The sequence below is a fragment of the Pseudomonas guariconensis genome, from assembly GCF_040822035.1.
GTDB lineage: Bacteria > Pseudomonadota > Gammaproteobacteria > Pseudomonadales > Pseudomonadaceae > Aquipseudomonas > Aquipseudomonas guariconensis.
Genome location: NZ_CP162012.1, coordinates 1,167,254 through 1,180,612, shown reverse-complemented (window position 1 = coordinate 1,180,612; position 13,359 = coordinate 1,167,254). Strand labels below are relative to the sequence as shown.

The following is a 13,359-nucleotide window of genomic DNA, read 5'->3' as shown; positions in this document are numbered from 1 at the left end:
TCATCGTTCAGACTCCCGTCCCACACGTGCCGCCCGCTCCTGCATACGCCGCGCGCCCGCCTCGTCGCCCTGGGAGGCCAGCAATGCTGCCAAGTGCATCAAGGCCTCGGCATGTTGCGGCTCCAGGTACAGTGCCTTGCGATACTGGCTGATGGCCTCCTGGCTGTCGCCTTCGGTGTCGCTGAGCAGACCGAGCCAGTAGAACACCTGCGCTTTCGGCGCGAACTGCTGCAGGTAGCGCTGGCAGCTGGCGCGGGCCTGCGCGCTTTCACCGGCGTTGGCCTGACGGGCGATGGTGGCCAGCAGCTCGCTCTCACCTTGGGCGTGCGACGGCGAGCGCGGTGGCGACGAAAGAGGGCGCGACAGGCGCACCGGACGGCTGGCAGGCCGTGGGGCCTGGGGAGGCACGGAGGGGGGACGACTGATTGGTGCAACTTGCCCGACGGGTGCAGGCGCCGGGGCTGGCGCCTCCTGGCGCACATAGGCGAACGACTGGGGGATGCCCAATGGACGCATGCCCAGGCGGGCCAGCAGGCTGCCCTCGGCAGGGCCGATGAACAGCACGCCCTGGGCATGGGTCAGGTGCTTGAGCACTTCGAACACCCGGCGCTGGGTCGGGACGTCGAAGTAGATCAGCAAATTGCGGCAGAAGACGAAGTCGTACAGCCCTTGCTGACTCTTGAGTGCAGGATCGAGCACGTTGCCGACTTGCAGATCGACCTGGCGTCTTACCCGCTCGTCCAATTGGTGGCCTTCGTCGGTTTCGCTGAAATGCCGGTCGCGGAACGCCAGCTCGCTGCCCCGGAAAGAGTTGCGCCCATAGATGGCCTGTTTCGCGCGGGCGATGGAACTGGGGCTGATGTCCATGGCGTCGACACGAAATGCAGCCGGGTCCAGACCACCCTCGAGCAGCGCCATGGCGATCGAGTAGGGCTCCTCGCCCGTGGAGCATGGCAGGCTGAGGATTCGCAGCGGTCGCAGACCGGCAAGTTCGGCCAGACGCTTGTGGGCCAACCCCACCAGCGCGGTGAAAGATTCGGGATAGCGGAAGAACCAGGTTTCCGGGACGATCACCGCCTCGATCAGTGCCTGCTGCTCACTGGCCGATTGCTGCAGGCGCGACCAGTAATCGTCCAGGCCATCGGCCTGCACGGCAGCGCAGCGCTGGCGCAAGGCACGTTCGACCATGGGCGCGCCGACCGACTCGACGTCCAGGCCGATGCGCTCCTGCAGGAAACGGAAGAAGTGCTGTTCGATCATGCCGGCACCTGCCCTGGCGGCTCGGGGAACAGCAGATCGCGGACATCGTCCGGCAGCAAGTCGTCCACCTCGATCCGCTGCAGCAGCCCCCAGGCATCCTGGCGCACCGGTCCCAGGTATGGCGCATCGGCGTTGTCCAGGCCATAGGGCTGGAACTCATCGGGCCGGCATCGCAAGGTGTCGGTGGCCTGCTCCAGAATCAACCCCAGTTGCCGGTCGCCGCCATAGTGCACCAGCACAAGCCGGGTGCTGGTACGCAAGGGGGCCGGGGTGGCGAAGCTCAGCGCCGAGAGATCGATCACCGGTACCAAGGTGCCGCGATGGGCAAGGATACCGGCGACCCACGCAGGCGCCTGGGCGATGGGCTTGAGCGTGCGCCGTGGCAATACCTCGATCACCTCGCGCACGTCCAGGGCAAAGCGCTGCTCGCCGATGCAGAACTGCAGATACAGCGCTGCCTTGGCACCGTCGGCCTGCTCCTGATGGGGTTGCACGTCGTTCATCGCCGTCAGACTTTGAAGCGCGACACACCGCCGCGCAGCCCGGCAGCCACCTGGCTCAACTCGTCGATGGCGAAGCTCGCCTGGCGCAAGGACTCCACGGTCTGGGTGCTCGCATCGCTGAGCTGGGCCAGGGCCTGGTTGATTTGCTCGGCACCGGTGGCCTGGGCCTGCATGCCTTCGTTGACCATCAGCACCCGCGGCGCCAGTGCCTGGACCTGGTGGATGATCTGGGTGAGCTGTTCGCCCACCTGCTGGACCTCGAACATGCCCCGCCGCACTTCCTCGGAGAACTTGTCCATGCCCATGACCCCGGCCGAGACGGCGGACTGGATTTCCCGCACCATTTGCTCGATGTCGTAGGTTGCCACGGCGGTCTGGTCGGCCAGGCGACGCACCTCGGTGGCCACCACGGCGAAACCACGGCCGTACTCACCGGCCTTCTCCGCCTCGATGGCGGCATTGAGCGACAGCAGGTTGGTCTGGTCGGCCACCTTGACGATGGTCACGACCACTTGGTTGATGTTGCTGGCCTTCTCGTTGAGGATCGCCAGCTTGGCGTTGACCAGATCGGCGGCGCCCATCACCTGATGCATGGTCTCTTCCATGCGTGCCAGGCCCTGCTGGCCAGAGCCGGCAAGGACCGAGGCCTGGTCGGCGGCGGAGGTCACCTCGGTCATGGTACGGACCAGGTCACGGGAGGTAGCGGCGATCTCTCGCGAAGTGGCACCGATCTCGGTGGTGGTGGCGGCGGTTTCGGTGGCAGTCGCTTGTTGCTGCTTGGACGTGGCGGCGATTTCAGTGACCGAAGTGGTCACCTGCACCGACGAACGCTGGGCCTGGGCGACCAGGTCGGCCAGCGCCACGGCCATTTCGTTGAAGCCGGTCTCGATGCTACCGAACTCATCCTTGCGGGCCAGGCTCAGGCGCATGCTCAGGTCACCCGAACGCAGCTTGTCCAAGGCATGGACGATGCGCTGCACGGGCGCAGTGATGGCACGCAGCAATAGCAGACCGCAGATACCGGCAGCCAGGATTGCCAGCAGCAACGAGACGATCATGCTGCCCTTGGCCGTGGCTACGGCAGAGACGATGTCGTTGGTGGCCGCTTCGGCGGATTCGCGATTGCTTTCAATGACCCGGTTCAGGTGCTGGCGGCCGTTGATCCAGGCCGGGGTGAGGGATTCGTTGATCAGACGCTCGGCTTCGGCATAGCGCTTCTGCTGGTAGGCTTCGAGCACCTGGTCGACGAGCTTCATGTAGTCGGCTTCAAGCACCCTGAACGCATCGAGCGCGGCCTGATCGTCCGGATTATGGATCGTCGCCTGGTAGCTGGCCATCTCCTGTTTGAGGCGCTCATCGAAGCTCTTGAACTCGGCCAGGTCCGCCGGGGTGATTTCCCGGCGACCGGACAACCCCACCAACTGCTGGCTGGTGACGTAGCTGTCGACCCAGGCGCTGCGAAGCATCGAGCTGTAGTAGAAGCCAGGGATGCTGTCCGAGCCTACTGCCTCTTCACTGGCCTCGATCGCCACCAACCGCGAGTATGCGGCGACGATCATCAGCAGCATGATGGCGATGATCACGGCGAAACTTGCCAGGATCCGTTGGCGCAAGGTCCAGTTCTTCACGTTCAGCCCTCAGGAATTCATTACGAGCGGGGAAAAATCGCCAGAGTATAGCCTAGGCGCCCCGCCCGTTCGCGGCTGATTTTGCAGGCTGTGGAGGCGTCCCTTACCTGAGTGGAAGGACGCCCCGTGGCTTACCCGGCAGCGAGGCGGACCTGATCCTCGAGCGCCTGGCGCAGGCCAGGATCCAGACGCAACTGGCGGGCCAGTTCATCCAAATAAGCGCGTTCCATGAAGTTTTCCTGATCGACCATCATCACGCTGGCCAGGTACATTTCAGCCGCCATCTCGGGCGTCTGCGCGGCAGCGGCCACTTCGGCGGGGTCCAGCGGTTTGTTCAGTTCGGCGTGCAGCCAATGCTGGAGCTCGCGGTCGCTGTCCAGGCGGACGAACTCACCTTCGATCAAGGCGCGCTCGCGCTCATCGATATGCCCGTCCGATTTGGCCGCCGCCACCAGAGCGCGCAGCACCGCCTGGCTGTGCTGCTCGGCCTGGGCCGCAGGCAGGCGATCGAGGGTACGAGGCTCGTGGGCCGCGGTCTGGCCCTGGCGCGCCTGCCAGTTGCCGTAGGCCTTGTACGCCAGTACACCAAGCGCAGCCAGGCCACCGTAGGTGAGCACTTTGCCGCCATACTTGCGGGCTTTCTTGCTGCCCAGAAGCAGGCCCATGGCACCTGCCGCCAAGGCACCGCCACCGGCACCGGAGAGCAAGCTGCCCAGCCCGCCCTTGCCTGACTGGCCGCCCAGCAGATCAGCCACGCCCGCTCCCTTGGCGCCGCCGCCCTTGCCTTGCTGGTTTTGCAGCAGCTCCTGGCCGGATTTGAGCAGTTGATCGAGCAAGCCACGGGTGTTCATCTGGCATTACCTCTTGCTGAAAAGGAAAGCCCCAGATTAGGCCTGTGGACTGAACTCACGCTTAATGCATTTGCATCCGGATGTTGCGTAACCACCGGCAAAAAACGAACTAGACTCGACATCGCATGCGCCTGCCCGAACCGGCCGCAGGTGCGCGACAAGCGCACTACGCTTATCCCATCGCTTCGCTGCTTTCTTGATGACTGCCCCGATCAAAAATTCCAAAAGAGGGAACACCATGTCAGTGCACAAGACCGCATTGTCCAGCGCCGTGATCGGCGCCCTGCTGGCCAGCGCCAATCTGCAGGCCGCAGGCCTGCCCCAGAGCATCGGCGATGGCGAGGGGCGCCTGGATATCGTCGCCTGGCCCGGCTACATCGAACGCGGCGAAAGCGACAAGGCCTACGACTGGGTCACCGGATTCGAGAAAGAGACCGGCTGCAAGGTCAGCGTGAAGACCGCCGCGACCTCCGACGAAATGGTCAGCCTGATGACCAAGGGCGGCTACGACCTGGTGACCGCCTCGGGCGACGCCTCGCTGCGGCTGATCGCTGGCAAGCGGGTACAGCCGATCAACACGGCGCTGATCCCCAACTGGAAGAACATCGACCCACGCCTGCAGAATGGCGGCTGGTACGTGGTCGATAAGCAGGTTTACGGCACGCCTTACCAATGGGGCCCGAACGTGCTGCTCTACAGCACCGCAGTGTTCAAGCAACCGCCCACCAGCTGGAGTGTGGTCTTCGAGCCCCAGAACCTGCCGGACGGCAAACCGAACAAAGGTCGGGTACAGGCCTACGATGGCCCGATCTATATCGCCGACGCTGCGCTCTACCTGAAATCCACCAAGCCTGAGCTGGGCATCCAGGACCCCTACGAGCTCAGCGAAACCCAGTACAAGGCCGTACTCGACCTGCTGCGTCAGCAACAGCCGCTGATCCAACGCTACTGGCACGATGCGACCGTGCAGATGAGCGATGTGAAGAACGAAGGCGTGGCCGCCTCCAGTTCCTGGGGTTACATGGTCAATGGCCTGAAGGCCGACAAACAGCCGGTCGCCTCGACCATCCCAAAGGAAGGCGCCACCGGCTGGGCCGACACCACCATGCTGCACAGCGAAGCCAAGCACCCCAACTGCGCCTACAAATGGATGGACTGGTCATTGCAACCGAAGGTCCAGGGCGACGTCGCGGCCTGGTTCGGCTCGGTGCCGGCTGTTCCCGCCGCCTGCACCGGCAGCGAGCTGCTGGGCGCCGAGGGCTGCAAGGTCAACGGGATCGACAACTTCGACAAGATCGCGTTCTGGAAGACGCCGCAGTCCAGCGGCGGCAAATTCGTCCCTTATAGCCGCTGGACCCAGGACTATATTGCGATCATGGGCGGACGCTGAAAGATCGACTGATTGTTGTTCCGGCTTCTTCGCGGGTGAACCCGCTCGGTACGGCGTGATCGCCGTGGGAGCGGGTTCATCCGCGAAAGGGTTCACGCAGTAGATAAAATGCACGGAGCCAGCGCAATGCCCCTAGCAGTCCAGCTCACCGAGGTATCCCGCACGTTCGGCGACGTCAGGGCCGTCGACCGTGTCAGCATCGACATCCAGGAAGGCGAGTTCTTCTCCATGCTCGGCCCCTCGGGCTCGGGCAAGACCACCTGCCTACGCCTGATCGCAGGCTTCGAACAACCGAGCAGCGGCTCGATCCGTCTGCATGATGTAGAGGCTGCCGGACTGCCGCCTTACCAGCGTGACGTGAACACGGTATTCCAGGACTACGCCCTGTTTCCGCACATGAACGTGCGCGACAACATCGCCTATGGCCTGAAGGTCAAGGGGGTGGCCAAGGCCGAACGCTACAGCCGTGCCGACGAGGCCCTGGCGATGGTCGCCCTGGCAGGCTATGCCGAGCGCAAGCCGGCGCAGCTCTCCGGCGGCCAGCGCCAGCGCGTTGCCCTGGCCCGCGCCCTGGTCAATCGGCCACGGGTGCTGTTGCTCGACGAACCACTCGGTGCCCTGGACCTGAAGCTGCGCGAACAGATGCAAGGCGAGCTGAAGAAACTGCAGCGGCAATTGGGCATCACCTTCATCTTCGTCACCCACGACCAGACCGAAGCCTTGTCGATGTCCGATCGCGTCGCGGTGTTCAACCGGGGCCGCATCGAACAGGTCGATAGCCCACGCAACCTGTACATGAAACCGGCGACCACCTTCGTCGCCGAATTCGTCGGGACCTCCAACGTGATCCGCGGCGAGCTGGCCCAGCAGCTCACCGCAGACGTCTCGCCTTTTTCCATACGCCCCGAACACATCCGCCTGGCAGAGCACGCGGCAATCGCCGAGGACATCCAGGTCAGCGGCTTGCTGCACGACATCCAGTACCAGGGCAGTGCCACGCGCTACGAAGTGCGGCTGGACAACGGCCTGCTGCTGACCGTCAGCCAGGCCAATGACCGTTGGCAGGAGCGCCCCCAGCCCTGGCAACTGGGACAGCGTGTGCAGGCCCATTGGCCCCGCGCGGCAATGAGGCGCTTGCGCGAAACCATCCTGGACGAGGGCCAGACCAGATGACCCTGGCGATGCAAAGCCCGTCACTGGTCAGACGGCTCGGCACTCTGCTCTACCGGCGTCCGAACCTGTACTTGTTGCTGTTGTTGATCCCGCCGTTGACCTGGTTTGGCGCGATCTATCTGGGCTCGCTGCTGAACCTGCTCTGGCAGGGGTTCTACACCTTCGACGACTTCACCATGGCGGTGACGCCGGACCTGACGCTGGCCAACTTCGCGGCCCTGTTCGCCCCGGCGAACTTCGACATCATCCTGCGCACCTTGGCCATGGCGCTCGCCGTGTCAGTGGCCAGCGCAGTGCTGGCGTTTCCGATCGCCTATTACATGGCCCGCTACACCTCGGGGCGGACCAAGGCATTTTTCTACATCGCCGTCATGATGCCGATGTGGGCCAGCTACATCGTCAAGACCTATGCCTGGACACTGCTGCTGGCCAAAGGTGGCGTGGCCCAGTGGTTCATCCAGCAGATGCACCTGCAGGCTGTGTTGCAGGCGATCCTCGCCGTGCCCGGGGTGGGTGGCAGCACCCTGTCCACCTCGCACCTTGGACGGTTCCTGGTGTTCGTCTATATCTGGCTGCCGTTCATGATTCTGCCGATCCAGGCCTCGCTGGAGCGCTTGCCGCCCTCGCTGCTACAGGCCTCGGCCGACCTGGGCGCCCGGCCGAGCCAGACCTTTTTGCTGGTGGTGCTGCCACTTGCGGTACCGGGTATCGCCGCGGGGTCGATCTTCACGTTTTCCCTGACCCTCGGCGACTTCATCGTGCCGCAACTGATCGGCCCGCCGGGCTATTTCATCGGCAGCATGGTGTATGCCCAGCAAGGGGCGATCGGCAACATGCCCATGGCCGCGGCATTTACCCTGGTGCCCATCGTGCTGATCGCCATCTACCTGTCGATCGTCAAACGGTTGGGGGCCTTCGATGCACTCTGAAAAAGCCTCGCTGGGCCTGCGCCTGGCGGCCTGGGGCGGGTTGGTGTTCCTGCACTTTCCGATCCTGATCATCTTGCTCTATGCGTTCAACACCGAAGATGCGGCATTCAGCTTTCCTCCGCGCGGATTCACCCTCAAGTGGTTCGCCGTGACCTTCGCCCGCCAGGATGTACTGGAGGCGATCAAGCTGTCGCTGCAGGTAGCCTGTCTGGCCACGGTGATCGCCTTGGTGCTTGGCACCCTGGCCGCGGCGGCGCTGTACCGGCGCAGCTTCTTTGGCAAGGAGAGCATCTCGCTGATGTTGATCCTGCCCATCGCCCTGCCCGGCATCATCACTGGCATCGCCCTGCTCTCGGCCTTCAAGACCCTGGGCATCGAACCTGGGCTGCTCACCATTGTGGTGGGCCACGCCACGTTCTGCGTAGTGATCGTCTACAACAACGTCATCGCCCGCCTGCGCCGTACATCCCAGAGTCTGATCGAAGCCTCGATGGACCTGGGCGCCGATGGCTGGCAGACCTTCCGCTACATCATCCTGCCCAATCTCGGCTCGGCGCTGCTCGCGGGTGGCATGCTGGCATTCGCCCTGTCGTTCGATGAGATCATCGTCACTACCTTTACCGCCGGCCATGAGCGCACACTGCCGATCTGGTTGCTCAATCAGCTCAGCCGCCCGCGCGACGTGCCAGTCACCAACGTGGTCGCCATGCTGGTGATGCTGGTGACCATGCTGCCGATACTCGGCGCCTATTACCTGACCCGTGGCGGCGAGAGCGTCGCGGGCAGCGGCAAATGACCTAGGAGGAGTCCCGATGCAAACCCGAATGCTGATCAACGGTCGCCTGGTCGCAGGCGAAGGCCCCGCCTGGACCGTGCTCAACCCTGCCCTTGGCAGTGCCTTGGCGCAGATCAACGAAGCGACCGAAGCCCAGGTCGATGCCGCCGTGCGCGCCGCAGACCTGGCCTTCGACGCCTGGTCGCAAACCACTCCGAAGGAGCGCTCAGCGGCGTTGCTGGCCCTGGCCGACACCATCGAACAGCATGGCGAGGAATTGGCCAGGCTGGAATCGCAGAACTGCGGCAAGCCCTTTGCCGCCGCGCTGGGTGACGAGATTCCGGCCATCGCCGATGTGTTCCGCTACTTCGCCGGCGCCGCGCGCTGCCTGGGTGGTTCGGCGGCGGGTGAGTACCTGCCGGGACACACCTCGATGATCCGCCGCGACCCACTGGGTGTGGTTGCCTCCATCGCCCCATGGAACTACCCGCTGATGATGCTGGCCTGGAAGATTGCCCCGGCCCTGGCGGCAGGCAACACCGTGGTGCTCAAACCTTCGGAGATGACCCCGCTCACAGCCCTGCGCCTGGCGGAGCTGGCCCAGAACCTGCTGCCGGCCGGGGTACTCAACATCGTCTTTGGCCGTGGCCAGACGGTCGGCGCGCCGCTGGTCACCCATCCAAAAGTGCGCATGGTCTCGCTGACCGGTTCCATCCCCACCGGCGCGCGTATCGTAAGCTCCACCGCTGACAGCGTGAAACGCATGCACATGGAGCTGGGCGGCAAAGCGCCGGTGCTGGTCTTCGACGACGCCGACCTCGACGCGGCCATCGAGGGGATACGCACCTTCGGCTTCTACAACGCCGGCCAGGACTGCACCGCCGCCTGTCGCCTCTATGTACAGGACGGCATCTATGATCGCTTCGTCGAACGTCTGGGCGAGGCAGTGGCAAGCCTCAAACCTGGTCTTCAGGATGCGCCTGACACCGAGCTCGGCCCGCTGATCAGCGCCCAGCACCGCGACAAAGTCGCAGGCATGGTAGAGCGCGCCATCGCCCAGCCGCACATTCGTCTGGTCACCGGCGGCAAGGTCATTCCGGGAGAAGGGTTCTTCTTCGAACCAACCGTGCTCGCCGATGCCCTGCAGGACGATGAAATCGTGCGCCATGAAGTCTTCGGGCCGGTGGTCTCGGTGACGCGTTTCAGCGACGAAGCCCAGGCCCTGGCATGGGCCAACGATTCGGACTACGGGCTGGCCTCGTCGGTCTGGACCCGCGACACCGGCCGAGCGCACCGCCTGGCCGCACGCCTGCAATATGGCTGCACTTGGGTCAACACCCACTTCATGCTGGTCAGCGAAATGCCTCATGGCGGCCAGAAGCATTCGGGCTATGGCAAGGACATGTCGATGTATGGGCTAGAGGACTACACCTGCGTACGGCATGTGATGATCAAGCACTGAGCCAGAGGCGAACGGATCGAGGCTGCTTGCAGCCTCGGTTTGTTTCCGAACTACCGTGTGAGAGCAACTGGGGCGTTTATCCGCGAATGCGTCAGTGAACTCGCCGCCCATTCGCGGATGAACCTGCTTGTGGGATGAAACGCGAAGCGGTGGGCTTCAATCCCTCAAGTCCGACTCATGGATCGGGTTGGCCCGGCTGGTCGCGCGCTGATACTGGGCCGGCCAGGTGGCCTTGTTGCCGCCCAGGTCATCGTCGGCGTGCAAGGGCCAGTAGGGGTCGCGTAGCAGTTCGCGGGCGAGGAAGATGATGTCTGCCTGACCGGTTCGCAGGATGTGTTCGGCCTGGGCCGGTTCGGTAATCATGCCTACCGTGCCGGTGGCGATTTCCGACTCCTTGCGTACACGCTCGGCGAAACGAGTCTGGTAGCCAGGACCCGTGGGAATCTCGGCGTTGACCGAGGTACCGCCTGAAGACACGTCGATCAAGTCCACGCCGAGGGTGCGCAGGCGCCGGGCCAGTTCGACGGTTTCATCCGGGTTCCAGCCGTCTTCCACCCAATCGGTGGCCGACACACGCACGAACAGCGGCAACTCCTGAGGCCACACATTGCGTACCGCCTCGGTCACCTCCAAGGTCAGGCGGATACGGTTCTCGAAGCAACTGCCGTAGCGGTCCCGGCGCTGGTTGCTCAGCGGCGAAAGGAACTGGTGCAGCAGATAACCGTGGGCGGCATGCACTTCGACTACCTTGAAACCCGCGACCAATGCCCGACGGGCGGCATCGGCAAAGGATTGGACGATCCCGGCGATCTCGTCCTCAGAGAGCTCGCGGGGCACGGTGTGCTCTGGATCGAAGGCGATCCGGGACGGGCCGACCGGCTGCCAACCGCCCTCTTCGACCGTGACGCTGCCATGCTTGCCCAGCCAGGGGCGATGGGTGCTGGCCTTGCGTCCGGCGTGGGCAAGCTGGATGCCCGGCACAGCGCCTTGGGCAGTGATGAAGCGGGTGATGCGTTGCAGGGGTGGGATCTGTGCGTCATTCCACAGGCCCAGGTCCTCGGCACTGATACGGCCGTCGGGGGTCACCGCCGTCGCTTCGGTGATCACCAGGCCAGCACCACCAACGGCGCGGCTGCCCAGGTGCACCAGGTGCCAGTCATTGGCCAGACCATCTACAGCGGAGTACTGGCACATGGGGGAAACGGCGATGCGGTTGGGCAGGGTCAGCTGACGCAGGGTGTAAGGCTCGAGCAGCAGGCTCATGAGGGCACCTCCCAGGGACTCCAATGGTTTGGCCGGTCCGGGCACTTGTGTGGGGCCTTGGTCCGGTATCGGTCTTTTTCAGACTAGACCAGATAGGGGGTGGTGGTTTTTTTGTGTTGGGTTTGGGTTATCAGGTTGTGTGAATATCCGGTGTTGGTGGTGGCGCCACCGGCGCTTTTCGCCTTTACGGCGACCTACTTTTGCTCTTGGGCAAAAGTAGGCAAAAACCGCTGGCTCCCACATGCGGCCCCTGCGCTGCGCTCCGGGCCGGATGCAGGGGCGCGCGGCTTTTGGTTACTTTTGGCCAAGACCAAAAGTGACCCGCCGTAAGGGCGGAAAGGTGAATCAGCGTCGACAAATCAAACGGATAAGCCCACAAACCTCAAAACCAACAACCAACAACCAACAACCAGCTCACCGCGGCTCCATGTGCGCAATCATCAACTGCACACTCTCATTCCCCCGAAACTCATTCACATCCAGCTTGTAGGCCAACTCCACCCAGCGCACCGTCGGATTCGGCCAGACATCCCGATCGATGCCAAAGGCGATGCCATCGAGCTTGACCGAGCCGCACTCGCTCTTGAGCACCACCTTCAGATGCCGCTCGCCCACCACCCGTTGTTCGATCAGTTGGAACACACCATGGAATAGTGGCTCCGGAAAGTGCTGCCCCCAAGGCCCCGCATGACGTAGAGCGCGGGCCAGGTCCAGGTGGAACTCCTCGACCGCGAGGGTACCGTCAGACAGTAATCGCCCGGTCAGGTCCTCTTCCACCAGATGCCGACGAACCTCCTCATCGAAGGCCGCGGCAAACGCCTGGAAGTTTTCCACCGGCAATGACAGGCCAGCCGCCATGGCGTGCCCGCCGAACTTGCTGATCAGGTGCGGCTGACGCGCCGCCACCGCATCCAGCGCATCGCGAATATGGAACCCCGGCACCGAGCGCGCAGACCCCTTGAGCATGCCATCGCCGACATCGGCGAAGGCGATGGTCGGGCGGTGATAGCGCTCTTTCATGCGCGAGGCGAGGATGCCGATCACGCCTTGGTGCCAGTCGGCCTCGAACAGGCACAGGCCATAAGGCATGGATTCGACCGGCAGGTCCTTGAGCTGGGCCAGCGCTTCACGCTGCATGCCTTGCTCGATGGACTTGCGGTCCTGGTTCAGGCCATCCAGCGCTTGGGCCATCTCCAGCGCCGCGACCGGATCGTCGCAGAGCAGGCATTCGATCCCCAGGCTCATATCGTCCAGGCGGCCGGCGGCGTTCAGGCGCGGCCCTAGGATGAAGCCCAGGTCAGTGGAGGTGATGCGCCGATGATCGCGCCGGGCGACTTCGAGGATGGCCTTCAGGCCGGGGCGGGCGCGGCCGGCACGGATGCGCTCCAGACCCTGGTGCACCAGAATGCGATTGTTGGCGTCCAGCGGGACAACGTCAGCGACACTGCCCAGCGCCACCAGGTCAAGCAGTTCACCGATGTTCGGCTGCGGCTGATGATCGTAGCGCCCCAGGGCGCGAAGACGAGCACGCAGCGCCATGAGCACGTAGAAGATCACTCCTACACCGGCCAGCGCCTTGCTGGGGAAATCGCACCCTGGCTGGTTCGGGTTGACGATGGCATCGGCATCGGGCAATTGCGCACCCGGCAGGTGATGGTCGGTCACCAATACCTTGAGCCCGGCGGCCTTGGCTGCTGCCACGCCCTCGACACTGGAGATACCGTTGTCCACCGTGATCAGCAGTTGTGGCTCCCCCTGCAAAGCCACTTCGACGATCTCAGGCGTCAGGCCATAGCCGTACTTGAAACGGTTGGGCACCAGGTAATCGACATGGGCCGCGCCCAGCAGGCGAAGCCCCAGCACACCGACCGTACTGGCCGTGGCCCCGTCGGCATCGAAGTCGCCGACGATGACAATACGCTGGCGCTGGTCCAGCGCCTCCAGCAACAGGTCCACCGCCGCGTCGATGCCCTTGAGCTGTTGATACGGCAGCAGGCGCGCCAGGCTCTTGTCCAGTTCGGCCTCGGACTGCACGCCACGGGCGGCGTACAGGCGGGTCAGCAAGGGGGGCAGGTTACCGAGGAACGGCAGGCTCGGTGGCAGGGGACGGGGTTCGATACGCATG

General features: G+C 64.0%; 11 protein-coding genes. 5 read left to right on the top strand and 6 right to left on the bottom strand.

The window, feature by feature from the left end; translation table 11 throughout:
* The 4 genes from AB1N67_RS05300 to AB1N67_RS05285 all read right to left on the bottom strand — a co-directional run bounded on the left by AB1N67_RS05300 (window position 1) and on the right by AB1N67_RS05285 (window position 4,242).
* Window positions 1-1,260, bottom strand: coding sequence for a protein-glutamate O-methyltransferase CheR (locus AB1N67_RS05300; protein WP_102082204.1), 1,260 nt, complete (start codon window positions 1,258-1,260; stop codon window positions 1-3).
* Window positions 1,257-1,763: a chemotaxis protein CheW gene (locus AB1N67_RS05295; RefSeq protein WP_090346027.1), complete on the bottom strand. Its 507-nt coding sequence runs from the start codon at window positions 1,761-1,763 to the stop codon at window positions 1,257-1,259. The genes AB1N67_RS05300 and AB1N67_RS05295 overlap by 4 nt, the downstream gene beginning before the upstream one ends.
* 5 nt (window positions 1,764-1,768) lie before the next feature.
* Entirely contained in the window at window positions 1,769-3,391 is a 1,623-nt protein-coding gene (locus AB1N67_RS05290; RefSeq protein ID WP_043213746.1) for a methyl-accepting chemotaxis protein, read from the bottom strand.
* A 131-nt stretch (window positions 3,392-3,522) separates the two neighbouring features.
* Complete coding sequence (locus AB1N67_RS05285) at window positions 3,523-4,242, bottom strand: tellurite resistance TerB family protein (protein ID WP_182941662.1); 720 nt, start codon at window positions 4,240-4,242, stop codon at window positions 3,523-3,525.
* Between the two features lie 238 nt (window positions 4,243-4,480).
* Between AB1N67_RS05285 and ydcS the strand changes: the two genes are divergently transcribed.
* From ydcS to AB1N67_RS05260, 5 genes are all read left to right on the top strand, one after another.
* Complete coding sequence (ydcS, locus tag AB1N67_RS05280) at window positions 4,481-5,632, top strand: putative ABC transporter substrate-binding protein YdcS (RefSeq protein ID WP_367863585.1); 1,152 nt, start codon at window positions 4,481-4,483, stop codon at window positions 5,630-5,632.
* Window positions 5,633-5,758: 126 nt separating this feature from the next.
* Window positions 5,759-6,805 carry an ABC transporter ATP-binding protein gene (locus AB1N67_RS05275; protein ID WP_197853782.1) on the top strand — a complete coding sequence of 349 codons (1,047 nt, stop codon included), beginning with the start codon at window positions 5,759-5,761 and terminating at the stop codon, window positions 6,803-6,805.
* A complete protein-coding gene (locus AB1N67_RS05270) occupies window positions 6,802-7,734 on the top strand; it encodes an ABC transporter permease (protein ID WP_043213739.1) in 933 nt (310 codons plus the stop codon). The genes AB1N67_RS05275 and AB1N67_RS05270 overlap by 4 nt, the downstream gene beginning before the upstream one ends.
* Window positions 7,724-8,530, top strand: a complete 807-nt coding sequence (locus tag AB1N67_RS05265; protein WP_043213737.1) for an ABC transporter permease — start codon at window positions 7,724-7,726, stop codon at window positions 8,528-8,530. Before AB1N67_RS05270 ends, AB1N67_RS05265 begins: the two co-directional genes overlap by 11 nt.
* Window positions 8,531-8,546: 16 nt before the next feature.
* Window positions 8,547-9,971 (top strand): gamma-aminobutyraldehyde dehydrogenase, encoded by a 1,425-nt coding sequence (locus tag AB1N67_RS05260; protein WP_043213735.1) that lies wholly within the window; start codon window positions 8,547-8,549, stop codon window positions 9,969-9,971.
* A 156-nt stretch (window positions 9,972-10,127) separates the two neighbouring features.
* Here the strand turns inward: AB1N67_RS05260 and AB1N67_RS05255 are convergent, their stop codons facing one another.
* Both AB1N67_RS05255 and recJ read right to left on the bottom strand, forming a co-directional pair.
* On the bottom strand, window positions 10,128-11,234 hold the full coding sequence (locus AB1N67_RS05255) for an NADH:flavin oxidoreductase/NADH oxidase (RefSeq protein WP_043213733.1): 1,107 nt from the start codon (window positions 11,232-11,234) through the stop codon (window positions 10,128-10,130).
* A 414-nt stretch (window positions 11,235-11,648) separates the two neighbouring features.
* The gene (recJ, locus tag AB1N67_RS05250; RefSeq protein WP_043212485.1) at window positions 11,649-13,358 is read right to left on the bottom strand and encodes a single-stranded-DNA-specific exonuclease RecJ; all 1,710 of its coding nucleotides are present in this window, start codon (window positions 13,356-13,358) and stop codon (window positions 11,649-11,651) included.
* Window position 13,359 lies beyond the last annotated feature (1 nt).